The sequence below is a fragment of the Arenibacter hampyeongensis genome (genome assembly GCF_002909255.1).
Lineage (GTDB): Bacteria > Bacteroidota > Bacteroidia > Flavobacteriales > Flavobacteriaceae > Arenibacter > Arenibacter hampyeongensis.
This window is the reverse complement of the sequence record NZ_PIOB01000003.1, coordinates 225918-247256: the sequence shown is the minus strand read 5'-3', so window position 1 is coordinate 247256 and position 21339 is coordinate 225918. Positions and strand designations below refer to the sequence as shown.

Sequence of the window (21339 nt, the reverse complement as noted above, 5' to 3'; positions counted from 1 at the left end):
GGTCTAGTTAAGGTTTGAAGAGGAAGGGTATTGCGGTTGATTGGGTATCATCATTTGGACCTGCAAGATTTTTTTTTAACCTTGTAGGTCTTGTCAAGGCTTGTTGCAGAATATTACGGATGATTGATTTGGCCATTTGGACCTGCAAGGTTTTTTTTAACCTTGTAGGTCTTGTCAAAGTTGTTGCAGAATATTGCGGATGATTAATTTGGCCATTTGGACCTGCAAGGTTTTAAAAACCTTGTAGGTCTAGGTTTCGCTCTCGAAATAAAATGTAGCATTGAAATTGGATTTTGATTCCTATCCACAGGGATAGCCTTTGCAGCAGGGATAGGAACGATATCTTTTTTATGTAATTGGACATAAAAAAATTAAGTGTATAGCCCGGTCCCAAACCGACTGAAAGGAGTGATTGGGAGCTGCCATATAAGAATTCAGAATATAGAAGTGCATATTTGCGCATGTATTAATTATAATAATTGACAAAGGTCCTTTTCATTAGGGAAAGGTAGGGGGAGAAATCATGAAAGTAACAGAACACATAAAAAAAGCTGAGGGGAAGACCTTATTCTCCTTCGAAATTATACCGCCGGTCAAGGGTAGGAGTATTCAGGAATTGTATGACAATATAGATCCCTTAATGGAGTTTAAACCGCCATTTATTGATGTTACTACATCCAGGGAAGAATATGTGTACATAGACCGGGATGGCCTGTTGGATAAAAAGTTAACGCGTATGAGACCGGGAACGGTAGGAATTTGCGCGTCCATTCAACATAAATACGGGGTAGATACAGTTCCCCATGTACTTTGCGGCGGATTTACCAAAGAAGAAACCGAGTACGTTCTTGTTGATTGTCATTATTTGGGTATCGAAAATGTGATGGCTCTGCGCGGAGATGCCCGGAAAGAGGAACAGTATTTTAGTCCTACCACAGGCGGACATGCTTATGCAACGGATTTGGTGAAACAGATCTACGCCTTAAATCATGGAAATTATTTGCATGATAAGGTTGAGACGGTGCATAGTGCCAATTTTTGTATTGGGGTGGCGGGGTATCCTGAAAAACATCTAGAGGCCCCTTCCTTGATAACCGACTTAAAACGCTTAAAGGAAAAAGTGGATGCAGGAGCCGATTATGTGGTGACTCAAATGTTTTTTGATAATCAAAAGTATTTCGAATTTGTAAAAGCAGCCAAGGATATGGGGATTAATGTGCCCATTATTCCAGGGATTAAGCCCATTGCCGTAAAACGGCATTTGCAATTATTGCCTCAGGTTTTTAAAATTGATCTTCCACAGGATCTGATAAATGCAGTAGACGACTGCTCTACCAACGCAGATGTGCGCAAGGTGGGAATTGAGTGGGCCATACAGCAATCCAAGGAACTTAAAGCGGCAGGAGTTCCTGTATTGCATTATTATTCCATGGGTAAATCTGACAATATTGAAGCCATCGCCAAAGAGTTGTTTTAAAGGTTGCCTTCTGTGACAATGTCCGTGAAACGGATTGGAAAAGGTTCTGCATTGAATTAATTTCAGGAGTTCATGTGTGGGCTAGAAGTATTGCCAAGTTTTAGAAACCCCTATTTTTAATTTTTCATTACATTTGCTCCCCATGAAACTAAGGCTATTTCTTATAGGCTGTCTGTCGACAGCTTTTTGCTTTTCACAAAACTCCCAAGAAACCAAGAGATATACCTTGGATATTAGCCAGTACTATGGTTCCGTGCTCTTGCACAATCCTGATATTTCCCATTTGATTACCAATCATCCTGGGGGATTTATCTTGGGATATAATAGGAAAACCTATGGGGAGGAAGAGTGGCAACAGTTATATAATTATCCCGATACCGGTTTTTCATTCGTCTATCAGAATATGAACAGTAGTACTTTGGGCGAGAATTTTGGGCTCTACGCACACTATAATTTCTATTTTTTTAAAAGAAATCTTCAATTCAGGCTAGGGCAGGGGGTGGCCTATAACACCAACCCATTTGATAAGAACGAGAATTTTAGGAACAACGCCTATGGTTCCCATTTTTTGAGTTCTACCTATTTAATGTTGAACTATCAAAAGGAGAATATATTTAAAGGCTTGGGCCTTAAGGCCGGAATCTCCCTAATTCATTATTCCAATGCCAATGTTACTGCTCCAAATACCTCTACCAATACTATGGCCCTAAATGTGGGGTTAACCTACGATTTGGATGGTGGTTTGGAAAGGGATTATTTACGATCTGAAAAATTAAAGATTACAGAGCCAATTCGGTATAATCTGGCCTTCAGGTCAGGTATTAATGAAAGCGATGTAGTGGATTCCGGACAATATGCCTTTTATATTTTTTCGGCCTATGTGGACAAACGTTTTACCAGAAGAAGTGCCCTGCAGTTTGGTGCCGACCTGTATTTTTCCAACTTTTTGAAGGAGCTTATACGCTATCAATCGGTAGCATTCCCGGAATATGGAGTGCAACCTGATGACGATTATAAGCGGGTTGGTCTATTTTTAGGGCATGAACTTTTTATCAATAAAATGTCTGTTATAGCCCAGTTGGGGTATTATGTGTATTATCCATTTGATTTTGAAGGGAAGGTGTACAATAGAATTGGCCTTAAGCGATATTTTTCGGACAAGGTCTACGGGGCCGTAACCTTAAAATCCCATGGTGCAAAAGCCGAAGCTGTGGAATTTGGGGTAGGGGTACGGTTATAGTGCAAAAAAGATTTGACTGTAATGCCTAACAGTAAGTTTTAAAGATTTAATAGCATGAATTATTTAATTTTGATGATAAGATTTGGCTGGAGGAATGGCTTGGAAATTGTTTCCAGATGCAGCATGCTTATGTCTGCAATGTTCTTGCTTTGGAATTGTAACAGTGAAAACGCCTCTGATTGCTTTCAAAATGCAGGTGACATTACTAGAGAGATTGTAGAAGTGCCCGATTTTACCAGGATTACGGTTTACGAAAATGTACAACTGACCCTTAAACAGGGAATTACTTTAAAAGTAGAAGTGGAAACAGGGGAATATTTGCGTAACGAGGTTGAGGTGGCCGTGGAGGATGGCCGCTTGTTGTTACGCGATACCAATGATTGTAATTTTACCAGAAAATATGGCCTTACCAAGGTATATGTTACGGCTCCCAATATTTCGGAAATCAGAAGTAGTACGGGACAGGATATTTTAAGTGATGGGGTATTGGCCTTCCCGAGTTTAAATCTTATTTCTGAAAGCTTTAATGATCCTGACGCCGGCTATACCAGCGGCGAGTTTAACCTGGAATTGGATACCCAAAGTTTGGCCATTGTCTCCAATGGTATTTCATTTTATAATTTGCGGGGCAAAACGCTTAATTTTAATATAGTTTTTGCGGCTGGTGATTCCCGCTTGGAAGCAAAGGCCTTAATTGCAGAAAATGTTAGTTTTAACCACAGAGGTTCCAACGATATGCGGATTAGCCCACAACAATCCCTAAAGGGTACCTTGCGCGGTACTGGGGATGTGGTAAGTTTTAATAGACCAGCTGTAGTGGAGGTGGAGCAATTGTATAAGGGGGAACTTATTTTTAGTGAGTGAGTAGGTACTGCTGCTGGCGCGCAGTTGCCAGTTTAACTGTTAAAGAGGATTACTCCCAGGAATTGGTAGTAGAAATTACCTAGTGAGGCACATTACAGACAGGCCTTTATATTAACCCATAGCCACCCGATGAATCCCATTTTAAAATATTTAAAGAATTTTTTTGCTTCCCAAAGGGTAATCGGGGCGTACAGGCAATTATTGGGCAAGGCCCAGGCGGATCAAATCTTACAAAAGCTTATAGATGACCAGCGGGTTCCAGGTCTGGCAATTACTGTTCGCAAAAACAATGAAGTTTTTTTTGAGAAAGGCTATGGATATGCCGATGTTGAACAACAAACTTCCATAGAACCGCAAAGCGCAATTTTTAGGGTAGCCAGTGTATCCAAACCCATTTCCGCCTCCGCCTTGGCCACCATGGTAGAGGAAGGACTGTTGGATCTGGATACATCTATTTATGAATATCTTCCTTACTTTCCAAAAAAGGAGTTCGACATTACCTTGCGTCAGTTGGCGGGACATACTGCTGGAATAAGAGGTTATCGCGGTGGTGAATATGGATTAAATAGGCCGATGACCATTAAGGAGGCTCTTGCTTTGTTTCAGGATGACAAACTTCTTTTTGAGCCAGGAAAAGGCTTTCAGTATACCAGTTTTGACTGGGTGCTGATTTCTTTGGCCATGCAAGAAGTTAGTGGTATCCCCTTTGCCGATTATGTTCGGGAAAAAATATTGGAGCCTTATGGATTAAAAAATACGTTCCCTGAAGTTCCCGGTGAGCCCCCACCTAACTGTACCACTTTTTATTCAAGGGGAAGGCTGGGATTTAGGATGGCCATCCCAGTAAATAATACTTACAAACTGGCCGGAGGTGGCTATTTGTCCACTTCTTCGGACATTGCACTTTTTGGACAGTTATATTTGGATTCCATGTTTAGGGAGAATAAAACTCAGTCCCAATTCCTTACTTCCGGGATTATTAATGGGACACCAACTTACTATGGTCTAGGTTGGCAAGTAACACAGGACAAATGGGGCAGAACCTATTATGGTCATGTGGGGAACGGGGTAGGCGGTTACGCGGTATTCTACATATATCCTGAACAGGATATGGTGTTTTCTATTCTAATAAATTGTACTAACCCCGGGGTTTTGGATACCTTGGAAGAGGTGATAGGGATTCTTATTGGGGAGGCGACCACATAGCCAATAAATTCTAAAACCTTTGTGGATATCTCCAGATATTAAAGCTGGGCACCATTGGTTGGAGCATAAGGGATTTGGATTGTAGCTGAAAACTGACTATTTTCTTTCTGGCTAAGATGAAAATAACGATATTTAAAACTTGTCGGTGCGGGTAGAGGTGAAATTTCGGTTTTTATAATATCAGACATTACAAATTTAGTTCAATAGATAATTTATAGATGAATAAAGATATAATACCCTTATTGATGGCCATAATTCTAGTTTTTATATCCATGGGTATGAATTTATTTATGGATGCTAAATTGGACGGAACGCTATATATTGGGATTGGATGGTTGAGCTTTTCTTCCTGCTTTTACTTTATCAATAAGAAGATCTACCTATTTGCTTTTGGACTAACTTTAATAGCGGGATTATTTAGTTTGATCGACGTTTTTTATGTTTCATTAAAGTTCGGTGTTGGCTCTTTTTTGATTAATCCTGTTTTTATCTTTTTAATTATTTTATTTATTATATTCAATAAGGAGGTACTGAAAATGCTTATAACTGCAAAGACATAGTTGTAGGGCAATTGATCTTCAATTTACTCTGGGCAATTATTATTGGTCCTGCTAATCATTATTCATTCTTTTTAATATATGGACAATTTTCATTGGCGCTGATTGTTCCTTTATATTTTTTAGTCAATACCTAGCTGTTAAACCGTTGTGTTTTATGATCTTTATTGCCATTGGGGATAGAGTGTTTCGTAAAGGGAATAATGGGTCCACGCAACCTAAATTGAACATTTACATCTAAATAAAAACAATTGACCGACTGGGAATCACTTTGCGAAATCCCCTATGATGCAGTTGTTTTTAATACCCAAACAGATGATGAAAAATTACTTATTTCTTGTTATTATGGTCGGCTTACTGATTTCTTGCGAAAAAAATGAGGGTAACCCTTCGGAAATCAAACAGATGGGTTATGGGACTTCCTTTGGAATGTGTGTGGGCTATTGTACACATGCCATGTTGCTTAAGTTGGGCAAAGTAACCTATTCCCGTTCAGGTTGGAACGATCAAGTGACACCCATTAAATGTACCGAAAACTTGACCAAGATTAGTTGGGATTCTTTTAAAAAAACAGTAGATTTAAGTGAATTTTTTTCACTGCCCGAAATCATAGGATGCCCTGATTGTGCGGATGGTGGGGCAGAATGGTTGGAAATCGAAGAATTTTCCGGTAAAAAATACAAGGTGACCTTTGAGTACGGAAACGCGCCTGAGGGATTAAAAAATGCTGTAAATGCGTTGAGGGAACAATACGAAAAAGGGATTCACTGCGGGGAATTTTAAATATTCCTACCTAAGTGGCGCCTACAAAAAATATAAAATGAAACAATTCATCTTTTTTTGTTCAGTATTATTTTTAATTGGCAATAGTTTAAATGCACAACAATACCCTAAATTGGCCAATACCGAAGATGATAATAACAATTTTTTGGAAAAGGATTGGAGCGATCATGAGGCCAATGCTTTTAAAAAGCGTGCAAGTACCTTAAAGGATACTATCGTTTTTGACTTCAATTATAAAGATCAATTGGATAATTTGATCGATAATCATGGATCAACAGCTATCTTTCCTACTGTCAAGGTTGTGGAAATGCCCAATTATAAGCCCAGCGGAAATTATCCCATAGCTTTTTATCCTATAGACACTACTTCAACATACGCTGCAAGAATTTATAAGTATTGATAAAGCTTGTAGTTACTGGATTAATTCTAGTACGGAATCGTGAATTAGTATTTATCTGTAGCTAAATACCTTTCTTATATGGAAAATGAATACACCATACCCTCCCAGACACGAATTGGGCATGTTCACTTAAAAGTAGCAGACCTGGGGCGGTCGCTAAATTTTTATTGCGATCTTTTGGGGTTTGAAGTAACTACCTTGTATGGAAACCAAGCAGCCTTTATTTCAGCTGGTGGTTACCACCATCATATTGGTTTAAACACCTGGCATACTAAAGGGCAACCTCCTGCATCTGCCAATAGTGTTGGCTTGTTTCACACTGCAATTTTATATCCAACAAGAAAAGATCTTGCAGAAATATACACGCGTTTGCACAATGCCCAATATCCTTTAACGGGGGCCAGCGATCATGGTGTTTCGGAAGCTCTTTATCTGGATGACCCAGATGGGAATGGGGTGGAGCTATATTGGGATCGACCAAAAAGTCTTTGGACCTATGAGCCGGACGGCTCCTTGGTAATGTTTACCAAACCTCTAAATATGGCCAGTTTGCTAAAGGAATTGGAATCAGATTAAATTACGCTTTTATATTTTAAGTCATTTGTGAAAAAATTTTTATCTTCAACTTTTTATAAATACTACAAATAAAATAATCGAATGAAATTATTGTTGACCTTCTTTTCTGTGGCTTTAGTTCTGTCTTCATGCAAATCTAAGACCAAAACCGACGCTGATGTTAAACCTGAAACTATAGTAGAAACCGAAAACTGGACATACTTGTTTAATGGAGTCACTACCAACGGATGGCGTGCTTATAACGGAGATACATTACCTCCTGGTTGGGTAGTAAAGGATAGTGTATTGACATTTGATACCGAATTGGGGCTGGAGCAGGATTATACTGGAGGAAAGGATATAATTTACGGCTTGGAAGAGTTTGATAACTTTGAGTTTTACGTTGAATGGAAATTGCCAGAAGGGGGGAATAGTGGGATTTTTTACCACTTAAAGGAAGGAATACCCAATGCCGGGCCACCAAATATTTCCCCGGAATATCAATTGATCGATGATGAAAACTATGCGAAGATTCACGATCTTACAGCATATAATCTTAGTCTTGGGCATACAGAAAATCCAGCGGCACTTCAACCCTTACAACAGACCGCTTCTGACTATGCAATGCATGTAGCCGATCCCGATCAAAAAATGTTGAACCCTGTAGGTGAATGGAACTCCTCCAAAATAGTCTTTACCCCAGAAAAAGTAGAGCACTGGCTCAATGGGAAAAAAGTGCTATCTTTTGTGCCTTGGTCCAAGGATTGGTATGAAAAAAAGAATTCAGGAAAATGGAAGAATGAAGAGCATTATGGTCGGTTTAAAACTGGTTATATTGGATTTCAGGATCATTCAAGTCCCATTTGGTTTAGAAATATAAAAATTAGAAAATTATAAAACGTAACTGTTTACAATAATCCATTTCACAGAGGGGAATGATTATTTTAATCATTATGGCTTACCTATAACTGATAAAAAAATTAAAATATACATATGAAAAAAAGAGACTTTCTAAAAAGTACCGCTGCTTTGGGTTTAACGGCGCTATTGCCATCCTCTGTTTGGGCATTGTCCAAAAATGGTCGTTTGAGGACGGCACATATCGGTGTTAGTAATATGGGGGGAAATGATCTGGCCTCCATATCTTCACATGAATTGGTGGATGTGGTGGCACTTTGTGATGTGGATTCCAATGCACTGGCCGAAGCCAAAAAATTGCACCCCAATGCTGTAGTCTATAAGGATTACAGGGTGATGCTCAAGGAAATGAAGAACGATATAGATGCGGTAATAGTCTCTACACCGGATCATACCCATGCTCCCGCTTCAATGATGGCCATGGAAATAGGTAAGCCTGTATATTGTCAAAAGCCCCTTACCCACCACGTAGCCGAAGCTAGGGCGATGAGGAAGATGGCCACGGAAAAAAACTTGGTGACCCAAATGGGAATTCAAGTACATTCTTTCTATGATTATAAACTGGCAACATTATTGATCCAATCTGGAATTATAGGAAAAGTGAGTACCGTTAGGGCATGGAGTCCCAAGAATTGGGGATTCGACGGGCCGGAACCAAAAGGGTCCGATCCGGTTCCCGAAAATTTGGATTGGAACCTTTGGTTGGGAACTTCTGCAGAAAGACCATATAAGGAAGGGTATTACCATCCGGCCAACTGGAGAAAGTTATTGGACTACGGTTGTGGTACCTTGGGGGATATGGGAGTACATATTTTTGATACTCCTTATAACGCACTTAAACTGGACGTGCCCATGACCATAAAAAACCAGTGCAGAAAACCCACGGGATTCGGATTCCCTGAAAAAAATACCGTTACCTATACCTTTCCCGGAACTGAATTTACCGCAGATACCTTAAAATGGATTTGGTATGATGGTAAAGGGGCGCCGGAGAAGCACAAGGATTTGGTACTGCCCAACAAAGAGAAATTACCAGGTCAAGGAGCCATGTTTATAGGTGAAAAAGGAAGACTTTTGTTACCACATTTCATGGAATTGCCTAGGCTTATTGTAGATGGTAAGTACCAGGAATTGGATCTGTCCATTATTAAGGATCAGGAAGCTGTAGGAGAGCCAGTAAGGGATTACGATTCTGAAGGGGATAAGCATTATCATCAATTCGTGGACGCCTGTTTGGGCAAAGCCGAATGTACTGCCCCATTTGAATATGCAGCTAGATTGACAGAAACGATATTGTTGGGGGTTATTGCCGGCCGTTTTCCTAATAAAACTTTACATTGGGATAATAACACCGCTAGATTTTCTGAACCGGAAGCCAATAAGTTCTTGGACGCACCGTATAGGGATTTTTAATAATTCAACTGTTTAAGTTATCTCTGAGGCCTAGCTGCTATTTTTAACAAGAATTGCAGCTGGGCTTTTTTTTGTTGATTTTATGTTCCCATCTATCCGTAATATTCGGTTTTGTAATTATGATAAAACGTTAAGATTCTTATCTTTAGGTTATGCAACACAAGCCGACTTCTTTCTCCATTAAAAATTGGTCCGATGATGATAAACCGCGGGAGAAAATGGTACAAAAAGGTAAATCCCATCTCTCGGATGCGGAATTAATAGCCATTCTTATTGGATCTGGAAGTCGTAATGAAAGTGCTGTTGAACTGTCTAAACGTATTTTGGCATCGGTAAACAATAACCTGAACGAATTAGGAAAACTTTCTATAAAACAGCTCATGCAATTTAAGGGCATTGGGGAGGCCAAGGCTGTTTCTATTGCTGCAGCTTTGGAAATCGGGCGGAGACGTAGGGGAGAAGAGGCACAAAAAATAACAAAAATCAGCAGTAGCAAAAATGTATTTGAACTTCTGCAGCCTAAAATGGGTGAACTGCCACATGAGGAATTTTGGATAGTTTTTCTTAATAATTCCAATGCGGTGCTGCATGCTGGCCAATTGAGCAAGGGAGGTATTACCGGCACATTGGTAGACGTTCGTTTGGTGTTAAAACAAGCCTTGGAACTTGGTGCCGTAGGATTGATCCTGGCGCATAACCATCCTTCCGGCACATTAAGACCCAGTGAGGCCGATAAACAAATTACCGGAAAATTAAAATTGGCCTCAGAGGCTTTGGATATAAAAGTTTTAGATCATATCATCATCACACAAAAAGAATACTTTAGTTTTGCAGATGAAAATATCCTTTAGACCGCGGTTCGTAATTTAGAATATGGACCAACTATTTTTGAAAACTATAACCTAAGGTCAGGCTCATTTAAAATAGGAAAAAGTAAATTACTATGTTACTCATCTATACCCATAAAATCACCCCTCGTTTTAGTTATATTATGAGGCATATATTTACTACTATATTGGGGATAGAGGTAACCTACACCACCAAAGTAGAGGATTTTATAAAACATACAGGCCCAAAGATTACGTATACGAAGCAACCTTTGCAAAACGAGTTTTTTGTAAGGAGCAATGATTTGTTGTTTGAACACGGTATAAACGATATTCAGATTCATATGGCCGATTGGGAAGGAACACCTTGTTTTTTTTCAACAGGGGAAAGGAGTAACCTGCCCTTCGATATTTTTTCAGGCAGTTTTTATTTGTTAAGTAGGTACGAAGAGTATTTGCCCCATGTGAAGGACATGCATGGCAGATTTTCCCCAAAGGACAGTTTGGCTTTTCAATACGATTTTTTAGAAAAGCCCTTGGTAGATATTTGGGCCCAAAAACTTTTATACGCCCTTAAGAACAGATTTAAAGATTTAAAACACAAGCCAAGGAATTATAAATACTCGTCCGTCATAGATGTTTCCACTTCGCATTGTTTTGCCTATAGAGGTTTTGTCAGGGGGATGTCCGGATTTTTTTTCGATTTGGCATCGCTTAAAATCAGACGGGTATACGACCGCATTTTGGTTTGGGCAAAGCTAAAGAAAGATCCCTATGACAATTTTTTCGAGCTTATTGAATTACATAAAAAAAATAAGGTTAAGGGAATGTTCTTTTTTCAGTTCGCCGAGTATTCCACCTATGACAAAAATGTGTCCCCCAACAATAACAATTTTAAACACCTAATTAAATCTGTGGCCGACTACGATAAGGTTTCCTTATCCTGCTCCTATAGTTCCTTTAATGATATAGCCTTGCTTAAAGAGGAGAAAAGGAATCTTTCCAATGTTATTAATAGGCCTGTTTCCAGCTCTCGAATGCGCTATAACAGGGTGGATATCCCTGAAACCTATAGGAATTTGATCGAGGCTGGTTTTACAGATGACTATACCATGGGATATACCCATGAAATTGGTTTTAGGGCCGGTTCTTGCACACCATTCTACTTTTATGATATTCCCTTGGAAGTCCAACAGCCCATTAAGATACATCCGTTTGCAGTTCACGATTACGGTTTGTTGAAATATAGAAATAGGACAGAGGCTTTTACAGCGGTTAACAGACTGTATCTGGCAACGAAAATGGTAAACGGAAATTTTATCACCGTTTTTTCAAATGAATTAATTGGGGCCGAGAGCAAATTGAATTGGAAAAAATTGTACAGTAGTATCCTAAAACAAGTACATGTTTAAATCTCTTGTCACCGATATTTTTTTTGATTTAGATCATACCCTATGGGACTTTGAGAAAAATTCAGCCTTGACTTTTCAGAAAATTCTTTTAAGGAATTCGGTGAGTGTTGATCTAAAGGATTTTTTAGAGGTCTATATCCCCATAAATTTCGAATTTTGGAAGTATTATCGGGAAGGAAAAATATCCAAGGAGGAACTTAGGTTTCAAAGATTGAAAATCACTTTTGATACACTTGGATATACCATATCCAAGGAATTAATATTTATTCTGTCCGATCAGTATATTGAGAACTTATCTTCCTTCAATCATCTTTTGCCAAATACAACGGAGGTTTTGGACTATTTGAAGCCCAATTATAAGTTGCATATCATCACGAACGGATTTCAGGAAATACAGGATAAAAAGTTACAAAGCTCCAAAATCCATAATTATTTTGATCATATAATTAATTCCGAAATGGCAGGTGTGAAAAAACCGAACCCCAAAATCTTTGAACTGGCACTTAGTAAAGCCAAAGTTTTGCCGCATAAATCCTTGATGATCGGTGACAGTTTGGAGGCAGATATTTTGGGTGCCAGGGCGGTGGGATTGCATACCTTGCATTTTAACGCCAATAATGAACCAGAGCACGAATATTGCGATATGATTCACGATTTAAGTGAAATAAAATTGTATTTATAGAGTTATAATATAAGTAACACTATAGCAACACGATACCAGTAGTTGTTCTTGACAGGTTTGGTATGAAAAATAAAATTTTACTTCTATCCCTAATTTTGCTTGCGTTCTATTCCTGCATAGAAAAGCAAAACTTTGACCAATACGATGATTTGGAAATTATCCCCACAATTGAAGCCAGTATCTTGTATGTAGAATCGCCCGAAAGAATAATAAACGAGTCTGTTGGCCAATATTTTTACACCCAGGATTTTAATTTTGATGCCTTTACTGTTGATGCCTTTGCTGATCGGGTTTTGGATGGCTCTATTTTTTTTGAAATAGATAATACTACCAGTAAGGAGTTTAAGCCGACTGTAGAATTTTTGGATGAAGGTGGGAATACGATTGATATTATAGATTTTCCTGTACAACCATCCGCCCCAACGCCGCTTTATAGAAGGCAAGTGCCTTATGGCCCAGGAAAGGAAAGAAGCATAGAAATCATAAAAAATACTTCAAGTATAAAAGTCAGTGTTCTTATAGAGGACAACAGCAGTGTTTCCAACCTCCCAGATCCAAAAATTATTTTTAGGTCCAGTGGTAAATTCAGGGTTCGTTTAAAATGAGGCATTTTCAACTTGTCTTTTTGTCCTGGTTACTGGGCTGTACCTTTGTTACTGCACAGAACAAACAAATACTGTACGATTTTACAGAAATCCCCCAGGCTTTAATGATCAATCCGGGAATGTCTACGGATTTTCAATGGTATGCCGGTATTCCCGGAATATCCGGCATTTCCTTTCAAGCTGGAAGTAGTGGACTTACAGTAAACGATTTGTTCGCTGATGACGGAGTGGATTTTAACGAAAAAGTAAGGGAACGAGCCATTTATGGTATGAACACCCGTGATGAACTTAGCGGCACTTATCAAGTTGAATTACTGAATGGTGGTTTTCGGGGGCGTAATCCAGATAATTTTTACTCTTTTGGGATTTATAATGAAGGGGATGCTATTGGCTATTGGTTTAAGGATTATGCCATCTTGGCCTTTGAGGGCAATGCGGATCAGTTGGGCCGAAAATTTGATCTTGGGCATTTAAAAACACGAGGGGAGATGCTCAATGTGTTTCACTTCGGAATCAACAAAAGTGTGGATGGTGCCTTGACCGTTGGAGCGAGGGCTAAAGTGTATTCCAGTGTGTTTAATTTTTCGTCCACAAAAAACAAAGGTTATTTTGTAACTAACCAAGGGCAGAACAATATCCTGTCCCATACTTTTGATGCCGATATGGAATTAAGGTCTTCTGGCCTTAATGAAATTGAAGATGCCCTGGACAATGATAGTTCCCTTTTGCCTGGAATTATTACAAGAAGAATGTTCTTCGGGGGAGATTTGGGATTTGGAATCGACCTTGGATTTACGTATAAGCTTAACAAGCAGACGGTGATTACAGGAAGCTTGTTGGATCTAGGCTTTGTTTATAGTTCTACAGACGTAAAGAATTATACCATAAATGGGAATGCCACTGTAGAGGGAATAGAAGTAATCCTACCCGATGCATTTTCCAATTCCAATGATGATTTTTGGCAAGATTTAGTGGATGAGGTGGATGCCCTGGTTCCACACGGCACCAATAATAATAGCTATATTTCATTTAGGCCTACCAAGTTGTATGGTTCCATACGTCATAATTGGGGGGAGGCAATGAAACAAAATATGGATTGCGACTGTAACTATATGGTTTCAAAAAGGAGGGATTATACCAAATATGCCAACGGAATTGGTGGACAATTGTATGTAATTAATAGGCCCCGAGGGCCACAAGCAGCACTTACTGCCTTTTATTTACGAAGATTTGGTAGGGCTTTGGCACTTAAAACAACCTACACTGTAGATAAGTTTACTTGGAGTAATATTGGTTTGGGCCTCAATCTCCAGGCCGGTCCTGTAAATATCTATGTGTTGGCCGACAACTTGTTGGCTTATAGGAACCTTGCGGATAGTCACTACTCCTCTTTTCAATTAGGATTAAATATCATATCTTGGGGAAAGAAATAATATATGATTTTTGAAAACGTGCATTATTGGATTTCAGGCTTCCATTTGTCTTAAATGGTGTCTAAAATTATAAATGTGGGAATCCAGTGATTCTTAAGTTTTTTAGTATCGTAGTTTATTCCTTATCAAATAATTATTTGGATTTTCACCTTATGGATGAACCATGACAGGAAGCTAGGGCTTTCTGGCATGTTTTGTGATTAATTACCATTAAAGGCCAACTAACTTGATTTATAGAAACAATGAAATTTGAAATGATGAAAAATATTTTTTTACCCCTGTTTTTAATATGCAGCTTTTACGGAATGTCCCAAGCTGAATTAAATAAATACAAATACATAATAGTGCCAACCAAATTTGAAGCTTTTAAAAGTGAAAATCAGTATCAGACCAGTACTTTGATTAAATATAATCTTGTGGAAAATGGGTTTGCGGCGGTTTATGATAATGATATGCCTGTAGATTTGGTGGCCAATAGATGCCTTGGTTTGCAATTGAGTCTTAAGGACGATTCCTCCATGTTTACCACCAAGGTAACCTTGATTCTCAAAGATTGTCTCTCTAATGAGGTCTATACCACTGTGGAGGGAATTAGTAAGGAGAAGGACTACAAATCTGCCTATTCCGAGGCTATAAAGGAATGTTTTAAATCGCTGTCAGGGTTGGGGTACAAATTTGAGCCTTCGGGAGAAAATGTGCCACCTACAGTGAGTTTTAAAAATGATGTTAAAAGAATCGAAGAGAAGGCCAGCGTAGCGCCAAAACAAAATATTCCAAATCCAGTTGTACAGCAAAAAGCAACCTTGGAGGAGCAATCCTATAAAAATATGGAACCGGTACAGTCCAATATAACCAAAGCCCAAAGCATGCCTGATGTGGCTTTGCCAGAAGTGGAGTATGCCACGGAAGGATTGGGAGTATTATATGCCCAGCCAATAGCCAACGGCTTTCAGTTAGTGGACAGCACGCCCAAAATTGCTATGTGGATGTGGAAAACAACGGTAACCGATGTCTATATTGCCCAAGCCACCCATGTTGCTGAGAATGGTATTGTCGTTAAAAAAGGAGACAAGTGGTATTTTGAATATCGCGGTGATGACAAAATAATGGCACAGGAACTGAATATTAAGTTTTAGTGGAACTCCAATCAATGACCAAGTAGTTTAAGTTGAAGCTAGAGTTCATATTTATTTTTCCATCGTTTTTTTAGGAAATCCTTGATGGCGTTTTCCCGCTGATTGTTGCCAGGACGGTAAAAGCTTGTTTTGGCTACCTCCTTGGGCATAAACTCCTCTGCAATAAAATTATTCTCATAGTCGTGGGCATATTTGTAATCTTCCCCATAACCCAGATCCTTCATTAATTTGGTAGGGGCATTGCGTAATGCCAAGGGTACCGATAGGTCACCTGTTTGTTTTACGGTTTGTTGCGCCTTGTTTATGGCCATATAACTGGCATTGCTTTTTGCCGATGTGGCCAAATAGATTACACACTGACTCAATATGATCCTTGCTTCGGGATATCCTATGGTAGTAACGGCCTGAAATGTAGTGTTTGCGATTACCAAAGCGGTAGGATTGGCATTGCCAATGTCTTCAGAGGCCAAAATAAGTAAACGTCTTGCAATAAATTTCACATCCTCTCCACCCTCTATCATCCTAGCCAACCAATATACCGCCGCATTGGGGTCACTTCCCCGGATCGATTTAATAAAAGCCGATACAATATCGTAATGCTGTTCGCCCGTTTTGTCATATAGAACAGTGTTCTTCTGTATTTTATTCAAAACCAGCTCGTCAGTAATGGTAACGGTATCCGTCTCCTCTGAATTGATGATCAGCTCAAATATATTAAGCAATTTTCTTCCATCGCCCCCTGAAAGACGAAGTAGGGCTTCCGTTTCCTTTAGTTTTATTTTTTTGGTTTTCAAATATTTGTCCTCTTCCATGGCTCTCTGGAGCAATGCCTCAAGGTCTTCCTTTCCAAAAGGGTTTAAAATATATACTTGACACCTGGACAATAGGGCCGGAATTACCTCAAAGCTGGGGTTTTCTGTGGTGGCACCGATTAGGGTGACCCAACCTTTTTCCACTGCCGCCAAAAGGGAGTCTTGCTGCGATTTGCTAAAGCGATGAATTTCATCAATAAAAAGTATTGGGTTTTTGGTCGTGAACAATCCACCACTTTGCTTCGCCTTTTCTATGACTTCCCGGATATCCTTAACTCCACTACTAACGGCACTTAGCGTATAAAAAGGTCGCCCGCTTGTATGGGCTATAATATTTGCCAAGGTAGTTTTGCCTGTACCTGGAGGTCCCCAAAGAATCAAGGAGGGTAAAATCCCCTTTTTTATTTGATGGGTCAAGGATCCATTTTCTCCCACCAAATGATTTTGGCTTATATATTCCTCCAAGGTTTTGGGGCGTACCCTTTCTGCTAGTGGCTCGTTCATAATGTAAAAATAAAACAAAGTTGTTATAAGGTGGTTTCTTTTTTGGGACTTTAAAATTGATTTTAAAAGGACTAAAATTTCAATGACATTTTAACCGATTTTGAAATTTTGGTAAGCATATTGCATAAATAATTATATTTCCATTATGACAGAGAGCAATTATTTTAGATTTTCCAATACCGTAATAGCAATTCCGTTATTGGCGGTGCTCTCCATTTGGACCGTATATTGGTTTGAAATTCAGTTTCAGGTTAATTTCAATGACTACGGTATTTATCCTAGGACATTACTAGGGGTACGGGGTATTGTTTTAAGTCCTTTTTTACATGCCTCCGTGGAGCATTTGTACAATAATACCATTCCACTTGCCATCCTTACAGCATCGTTGGTTTATTTCTATAGAGGCATAGCCTTTAAAGTATTGTTATGGGGAATTCTTGTCTCGGGCTTTATAACCTGGCTCATTGGTAGGCCATCCTATCATATTGGGGCCAGTGGATTAATTTATGTCTTGGTGAGCTTTATATTTTTTAAAGGAATTATTTCCAAACACTACCGTCTGGTAGCCCTATCACTAATTGTAGTTTTTATATATGGCAGTACACTTTGGTATATTTTTCCTGTTAAGGACGGAATTTCATGGGAAGGTCATTTAGGTGGATTTATAACAGGCCTGTTTTTGGCATTTGTTTTGAAGGCCCCTTTACCCAAAGTGAAAAAATACGATTGGGAGAAGGAAGATTATAATGAAGAGGAGGACGAATTCTTAAAACATTTTGACGAAAATGGAAATTTCATTGAAAATAGACCACAAGACTCAACAGCGGAAGAAATCAAAATCACCTATCGTTATAAAAAAAATCCCGAGGATTCGGGATTGGAATAATACTATGGATTTTGACAGTATATCGGGAAAATTGGAATATTGCCAAGTCCTGATAAAGTTGGGAAATCCAACTCCTTAAGTGGTTTCCTGTCTTTGTCTTACTGCTTCATAAAGGAAAACACCACAGGCTACGGAAACATTTAGTGAACCAATTTCACCCAATAGGGGAAGTTTTGCCAAATGGTCAGAGGCTTTTAAAATAGAGGGTGAGATACCCACATCTTCAGATCCCATAATTATGGCACAAGGTTCCTTAAAGGAAACCTCATAAATGGAATTTTCTGTTTTCTCGGTTGCTGCAATTACCTTTATTCCAGAAGCCTGTAAATAAAATACAGCATCCTTTATGTGGTCTATCTTGACAATGGGCACACGAAACGCCGCTCCTGCCGATGTTTTAATGGTATCTGCCGTAACAGGTGCTGCCCCTTTTTTCTGAATAATGATTCCATCTACCCCAGTACATTCGGCAGTTCTAATAACTGCGCCAAAGTTGCGCACGTCGGATAGTTGATCCAATAATAGGAAAAGAGGTACTTTTTTGGTTTCCAATACTTTTTCTACCAATTCTTCAATGGTCAAAAAGGTAATGGGAGATATATTGGCAACAACACCTTGATGATTGTTCTTGGTAAGTCTATTTAATTTTTCAATAGGGACATAGGAAGCAGTAATACCATTTTTTCTAATTAGCGTTTCCATATCCTTGGATAGGTCGCCTTTAAGGCCTTTTTGGATAAAAACCTTGTCTATGGGTTCATTGGATTTTATGGCTTCAATTACGGCTCTGATGCCATAAATCTGTTGGGTATCTTTCATGGCGGTAAAGGTAGAAAATAAGTCAGAAATAAATACAACTTAAAAATATAAGCTGGTAATATTTAATGCTACCTGAACTAAATAGGTTCAAAGTTGGAATTATGGGTAAAAAAAAGAAACCGTTGAAAATTAACTCTCAACGGTTTCTGAATAAATTGTAACTCGGTTTTATGCCGGGTTTAGAATAGATTTACTGTGGGGTATATACAGCATCCGCAGTGTCATCATAACCATTTATCCATGTAATGGAAAGCGTTCCATCCGGATTAACAGTTCCTGTAACAGTAACGTCAGTTCCAAAAGGTTCTCCCCAGGTTCCTGATAATTCACCACATATATCGGTGAAATTACCTGGAGTTTCTCCAGAGATACCGTAGATATCATACCAAAGTATATACAAGCCGGCAAAACCATCCGAAACAGTATAATTTCCGCCACCATTGTCTGTTAAAACCACAGTGTATGGATAATCAACAATAGGGTTTTCATCTGGTGTTGGTCCGGAATCAGTAGAGAATCCACTACTAAGAACCGTGTAAGTACCAGCCAAATCGGAAGGACATGATACAACATACTCCAATTTTACAGTAAAGTCGGTGTAGGTGTTAAAATCGGAAGCAAGGTAGTTTGGCTCCCCTTTATTATTAAGAATATCAATTTGGGAACCATCCTTAAATGTATAAGATGTAAATAATTTTAAGACATCTCCAACTTGAATATCATCAGCACTGCTCAGTTCTGAAAAGGCAGCTACAAGACCTGTTCCTGTAATTGAATACTCCTTAGGAAAAGTGGTGACACCGGCATCCAAAACTATAGGGCCATACAAATCGCCATCCACTGTCTGGTAGAATGCTTTTAGATCAAAAGATGTTGGTTCTCCGACGCCAACACCAACGGTGAATTGTAGGTTTAGGTCGTCCAAGCCAGTAAGGTCAATAAATGCAGGACTACCCGCCACTACCTTAAAATCTGGTAGAGCGCCATTGGTGGTCGGGATTGCTGAAGTGCCTCCGTCATCATCACATGATGTATTTAGCGCAAATATGGCTAAAAAGAGACTTAAAATATATATTTTTTTCATGATATGAATTTTATGATTTTAGTTATCCCAAAATATTTTATACGTAGTTGCATCTTTCTGGGCAGGTGCATTTTCATTAACGTTCAATTCAGCTTGTGGCCAGAATAATGAAACCTGGTATGGTCTTAGTAAGTTGGTTTCGCTGTCAAGCAAAGGCCATTCATCTTCATTGTCCAATTGATATTCCGGAGTAGTAGAATTTGGATTAGCCAAAACTGGAAATCCCGTTCTTCTATAATCATTGTATTGATCAAACGGATCGCCAAAAGTGGATACCCATTTTTGGGTCATAATGATTTCCATTTTCTTGGTATCGGAAGCAGCATCGTATTCAGCCAATATACCTGCAATAAAATCGGTAACTGCCGTGGTTCCATCAAGTTTTGGAACTGTTTGTGTCGTAGCGGAATTGGCAACAACTTCATCCACTTTCTTGAAAGCAGCGGTCATAGCATCTTCCAACATTGCTCTTGCATCGCCGGAGATTACGTTGGCTTGTATTAATTCTGCCTGTATAAACAAAGACTCATGAAAGGTTAACAGCCTGTGTGGAGCTGCACCTGTACCTGCATTTACGTCTGCATCACCTCCTTGGCCATCATCATATCTGCCACCAGCAGGATATATTCCAGGATATGTGGAAGATTCTCTGGAAGCAAAATCCCTATTAGGGCTTATACTACCAAATCTAATGGTGTGGAATCCGGTATTTCTATCCCAATAATCCGCTTTTGGATCACCTGTTGTTGGATCTCCAACATCCGGAGGTAACTGACCTGGTGTTAATTGATTAAAGAAATAGTACGGTAATCTAGGGTCTGCCACTCCGTTATGAATGTTTGGATTCCATCCTTTTAGAATTTCATAGAACCAAGGGCTTGCGTAATGGGAGGTTTGACCAGAAAGGTAACTTGTTCTAAACAGCGGATTTCTTTCCTCAGCCGGTGATTGGGTGGTAGAATAAGGAAATTCGAAATCGTCACTACTACTGGCCATAAAGTTATCTGCAGCAATTAAAGCATTTAATTTACCGGCATTAAACATAGTGGACAACCTAATTTCGTTGTACAATTTTAATTTCAGGGTATTAACGAATTTGTTCCATTTGGCAATACTACCGTCGTAAAACAAATCCTGGGTTCCTGGGTTGGAACCTTTTCCACTGTTAATATTGGCTAGACCTTCGTCAATTAGCGCCAAGGCATTCTCGTAGATTGCAGTCTGACTGTCAAATACAGGGCTTACCACACCAGTGGCAAGTTTTGATGCCTCGGAATATGGAGCATCTCCCCAAATGTCAGCAATAATGGTGGCGGTATATCCTTTAAGGACCTTGGCCATTCCAACAATGATCATCTCTTCTTCAGCAGTACCCTGCTCGATAATGATATCAGCTTCGGTTATCACCGAATAAGCAACGTCCCAAGAATTTTGAATATCGGTATTATCCTGTTTGGTACCGTACTGATCTTGTTCTTCACGGAAAGTAAACTGGTGGACATAGGCGGAAAGTTCTTCTGCCATATAAACTCTAAATTCAGTAATCAAGTTAAAGTTTCTCTCTGTGTCCGTCAAAAGTTGGTCCAACGGAGCTACAGTAGGATTGTTTGGGTCTGTATTCACATCCAAATAGTCACTACAATTGTAGAATAGTAAAGACACCAATGCTACAGCGAACATTGTGCGGCTTTTCTGATTTATTTTAAATATATTTTTCATAGTTCTT

General features: G+C 39.1%; 21 protein-coding genes. 17 read left to right on the top strand and 4 right to left on the bottom strand.

Annotated elements, in window-relative coordinates:
- Positions 1 to 523 precede the first annotated feature (523 nt).
- The 16 genes from metF (at position 524) to CWD91_RS09370 (ending at position 15508) form a co-directional block, all read left to right on the top strand.
- A complete protein-coding gene (gene metF / locus CWD91_RS09445) occupies positions 524 to 1477 on the top strand; it encodes a methylenetetrahydrofolate reductase [NAD(P)H] (protein WP_103440739.1) in 954 nt (317 codons plus the stop codon).
- A 142-nt stretch (positions 1478 to 1619) separates the two neighbouring features.
- A complete protein-coding gene (locus CWD91_RS09440) occupies positions 1620 to 2717 on the top strand; it encodes an acyloxyacyl hydrolase (RefSeq protein ID WP_103440738.1) in 1098 nt (365 codons plus the stop codon).
- Between the two features lie 54 nt (positions 2718 to 2771).
- A complete protein-coding gene (locus tag CWD91_RS09435; protein WP_239985716.1) occupies positions 2772 to 3581 on the top strand; it encodes a head GIN domain-containing protein in 810 nt (269 codons plus the stop codon).
- A gap of 129 nt (positions 3582 to 3710) precedes the next feature.
- Complete coding sequence (locus CWD91_RS09430; protein ID WP_103440737.1) at positions 3711 to 4787, top strand: serine hydrolase domain-containing protein; 1077 nt, start codon at positions 3711 to 3713, stop codon at positions 4785 to 4787.
- Between the two features lie 218 nt (positions 4788 to 5005).
- Entirely contained in the window at positions 5006 to 5347 is a 342-nt protein-coding gene (locus CWD91_RS09425; RefSeq protein ID WP_103440736.1) for a hypothetical protein, read from the top strand.
- Between the two features lie 312 nt (positions 5348 to 5659).
- The gene (locus CWD91_RS09420) at positions 5660 to 6127 is read left to right on the top strand and encodes a hypothetical protein (protein ID WP_157943756.1); all 468 of its coding nucleotides are present in this window, start codon (positions 5660 to 5662) and stop codon (positions 6125 to 6127) included.
- 37 nt (positions 6128 to 6164) lie between these two features.
- Positions 6165 to 6527 carry a hypothetical protein gene (locus CWD91_RS09415; RefSeq protein ID WP_103440734.1) on the top strand — a complete coding sequence of 121 codons (363 nt, stop codon included), beginning with the start codon at positions 6165 to 6167 and terminating at the stop codon, positions 6525 to 6527.
- Positions 6528 to 6605: 78 nt separating this feature from the next.
- Positions 6606 to 7103, top strand: a complete 498-nt coding sequence (locus CWD91_RS09410) for a VOC family protein (RefSeq protein WP_103440733.1) — start codon at positions 6606 to 6608, stop codon at positions 7101 to 7103.
- Between the two features lie 81 nt (positions 7104 to 7184).
- A complete protein-coding gene (locus tag CWD91_RS09405; protein ID WP_103440732.1) occupies positions 7185 to 7979 on the top strand; it encodes a 3-keto-disaccharide hydrolase in 795 nt (264 codons plus the stop codon).
- Between the two features lie 96 nt (positions 7980 to 8075).
- The gene (locus CWD91_RS09400; protein WP_103440731.1) at positions 8076 to 9413 is read left to right on the top strand and encodes a Gfo/Idh/MocA family protein; all 1338 of its coding nucleotides are present in this window, start codon (positions 8076 to 8078) and stop codon (positions 9411 to 9413) included.
- A 152-nt stretch (positions 9414 to 9565) separates the two neighbouring features.
- Complete coding sequence (radC, locus tag CWD91_RS09395; protein WP_103440730.1) at positions 9566 to 10264, top strand: RadC family protein; 699 nt, start codon at positions 9566 to 9568, stop codon at positions 10262 to 10264.
- 92 nt (positions 10265 to 10356) lie between these two features.
- A complete protein-coding gene (locus CWD91_RS09390) occupies positions 10357 to 11652 on the top strand; it encodes a polysaccharide deacetylase family protein (protein ID WP_103440729.1) in 1296 nt (431 codons plus the stop codon).
- Positions 11645 to 12334: a YjjG family noncanonical pyrimidine nucleotidase gene (locus CWD91_RS09385; protein WP_103440728.1), complete on the top strand. Its 690-nt coding sequence runs from the start codon at positions 11645 to 11647 to the stop codon at positions 12332 to 12334. The genes CWD91_RS09390 and CWD91_RS09385 overlap by 8 nt, the downstream gene beginning before the upstream one ends.
- A 62-nt stretch (positions 12335 to 12396) precedes the next feature.
- Complete coding sequence (locus CWD91_RS09380) at positions 12397 to 12939, top strand: hypothetical protein (protein ID WP_103440727.1); 543 nt, start codon at positions 12397 to 12399, stop codon at positions 12937 to 12939.
- Positions 12936 to 14372, top strand: coding sequence for a DUF5723 family protein (locus CWD91_RS09375; protein ID WP_103440726.1), 1437 nt, complete (start codon positions 12936 to 12938; stop codon positions 14370 to 14372). Before CWD91_RS09380 ends, CWD91_RS09375 begins: the two co-directional genes overlap by 4 nt.
- Positions 14373 to 14626: 254 nt before the next feature.
- Positions 14627 to 15508 carry a hypothetical protein gene (locus CWD91_RS09370; RefSeq protein WP_157943755.1) on the top strand — a complete coding sequence of 294 codons (882 nt, stop codon included), beginning with the start codon at positions 14627 to 14629 and terminating at the stop codon, positions 15506 to 15508.
- A 38-nt stretch (positions 15509 to 15546) separates the two neighbouring features.
- Here CWD91_RS09370 and CWD91_RS09365 read toward each other — a convergent pair whose 3' ends face one another.
- Positions 15547 to 16824 (bottom strand): replication-associated recombination protein A, encoded by a 1278-nt coding sequence (locus CWD91_RS09365; protein WP_103440724.1) that lies wholly within the window; start codon positions 16822 to 16824, stop codon positions 15547 to 15549.
- Between the two features lie 145 nt (positions 16825 to 16969).
- Here CWD91_RS09365 and CWD91_RS09360 point away from each other — a divergent pair, with 145 nt between their 5' ends.
- Complete coding sequence (locus CWD91_RS09360) at positions 16970 to 17710, top strand: rhomboid family intramembrane serine protease (protein WP_103440723.1); 741 nt, start codon at positions 16970 to 16972, stop codon at positions 17708 to 17710.
- 75 nt (positions 17711 to 17785) lie between these two features.
- Here CWD91_RS09360 and rlmB read toward each other — a convergent pair whose 3' ends face one another.
- The 3 genes from rlmB to CWD91_RS09345 form a co-directional block, all read right to left on the bottom strand.
- Positions 17786 to 18529: a 23S rRNA (guanosine(2251)-2'-O)-methyltransferase RlmB gene (rlmB, locus tag CWD91_RS09355; protein WP_103440722.1), complete on the bottom strand. Its 744-nt coding sequence runs from the start codon at positions 18527 to 18529 to the stop codon at positions 17786 to 17788.
- Positions 18530 to 18719: 190 nt separating this feature from the next.
- Positions 18720 to 19613 carry a hypothetical protein gene (locus tag CWD91_RS09350; RefSeq protein ID WP_103440721.1) on the bottom strand — a complete coding sequence of 298 codons (894 nt, stop codon included), beginning with the start codon at positions 19611 to 19613 and terminating at the stop codon, positions 18720 to 18722.
- Between the two features lie 18 nt (positions 19614 to 19631).
- The gene (locus tag CWD91_RS09345) at positions 19632 to 21332 is read right to left on the bottom strand and encodes a SusD/RagB family nutrient-binding outer membrane lipoprotein (RefSeq protein WP_239985715.1); all 1701 of its coding nucleotides are present in this window, start codon (positions 21330 to 21332) and stop codon (positions 19632 to 19634) included.
- Positions 21333 to 21339: the final 7 nt, after the last annotated feature.

What these genes read in the sequence shown, in the direction of transcription:
- metF (WP_103440739.1), top strand. Translation starts at nt 524, where the DNA reads ATGAAAGTAACAGAACACATAAAAAAAGCTGAGGGGAAGACCTTATTC.
- CWD91_RS09440 (WP_103440738.1), top strand. Translation starts at nt 1,620, where the DNA reads ATGAAACTAAGGCTATTTCTTATAGGCTGTCTGTCGACAGCTTTTTGC.
- CWD91_RS09435 (WP_239985716.1), top strand. Translation starts at nt 2,772, where the DNA reads ATGAATTATTTAATTTTGATGATAAGATTTGGCTGGAGGAATGGCTTG.
- CWD91_RS09430 (WP_103440737.1), top strand. Translation starts at nt 3,711, where the DNA reads ATGAATCCCATTTTAAAATATTTAAAGAATTTTTTTGCTTCCCAAAGG.
- CWD91_RS09425 (WP_103440736.1), top strand. Translation starts at nt 5,006, where the DNA reads ATGAATAAAGATATAATACCCTTATTGATGGCCATAATTCTAGTTTTT.
- CWD91_RS09420 (WP_157943756.1), top strand. Translation starts at nt 5,660, where the DNA reads ATGATGAAAAATTACTTATTTCTTGTTATTATGGTCGGCTTACTGATT.
- CWD91_RS09415 (WP_103440734.1), top strand. Translation starts at nt 6,165, where the DNA reads ATGAAACAATTCATCTTTTTTTGTTCAGTATTATTTTTAATTGGCAAT.
- CWD91_RS09410 (WP_103440733.1), top strand. Translation starts at nt 6,606, where the DNA reads ATGGAAAATGAATACACCATACCCTCCCAGACACGAATTGGGCATGTT.
- CWD91_RS09405 (WP_103440732.1), top strand. Translation starts at nt 7,185, where the DNA reads ATGAAATTATTGTTGACCTTCTTTTCTGTGGCTTTAGTTCTGTCTTCA.
- CWD91_RS09400 (WP_103440731.1), top strand. Translation starts at nt 8,076, where the DNA reads ATGAAAAAAAGAGACTTTCTAAAAAGTACCGCTGCTTTGGGTTTAACG.
- radC (WP_103440730.1), top strand. Translation starts at nt 9,566, where the DNA reads ATGCAACACAAGCCGACTTCTTTCTCCATTAAAAATTGGTCCGATGAT.
- CWD91_RS09390 (WP_103440729.1), top strand. Translation starts at nt 10,357, where the DNA reads ATGTTACTCATCTATACCCATAAAATCACCCCTCGTTTTAGTTATATT.
- CWD91_RS09385 (WP_103440728.1), top strand. Translation starts at nt 11,645, where the DNA reads ATGTTTAAATCTCTTGTCACCGATATTTTTTTTGATTTAGATCATACC.
- CWD91_RS09380 (WP_103440727.1), top strand. Translation starts at nt 12,397, where the DNA reads ATGAAAAATAAAATTTTACTTCTATCCCTAATTTTGCTTGCGTTCTAT.
- CWD91_RS09375 (WP_103440726.1), top strand. Translation starts at nt 12,936, where the DNA reads ATGAGGCATTTTCAACTTGTCTTTTTGTCCTGGTTACTGGGCTGTACC.
- CWD91_RS09370 (WP_157943755.1), top strand. Translation starts at nt 14,627, where the DNA reads ATGATGAAAAATATTTTTTTACCCCTGTTTTTAATATGCAGCTTTTAC.
- CWD91_RS09365 (WP_103440724.1), bottom strand. Translation starts at nt 16,824, where the DNA reads ATGAACGAGCCACTAGCAGAAAGGGTACGCCCCAAAACCTTGGAGGAA.
- CWD91_RS09360 (WP_103440723.1), top strand. Translation starts at nt 16,970, where the DNA reads ATGACAGAGAGCAATTATTTTAGATTTTCCAATACCGTAATAGCAATT.
- rlmB (WP_103440722.1), bottom strand. Translation starts at nt 18,529, where the DNA reads ATGAAAGATACCCAACAGATTTATGGCATCAGAGCCGTAATTGAAGCC.
- CWD91_RS09350 (WP_103440721.1), bottom strand. Translation starts at nt 19,613, where the DNA reads ATGAAAAAAATATATATTTTAAGTCTCTTTTTAGCCATATTTGCGCTA.
- CWD91_RS09345 (WP_239985715.1), bottom strand. Translation starts at nt 21,332, where the DNA reads ATGAAAAATATATTTAAAATAAATCAGAAAAGCCGCACAATGTTCGCT.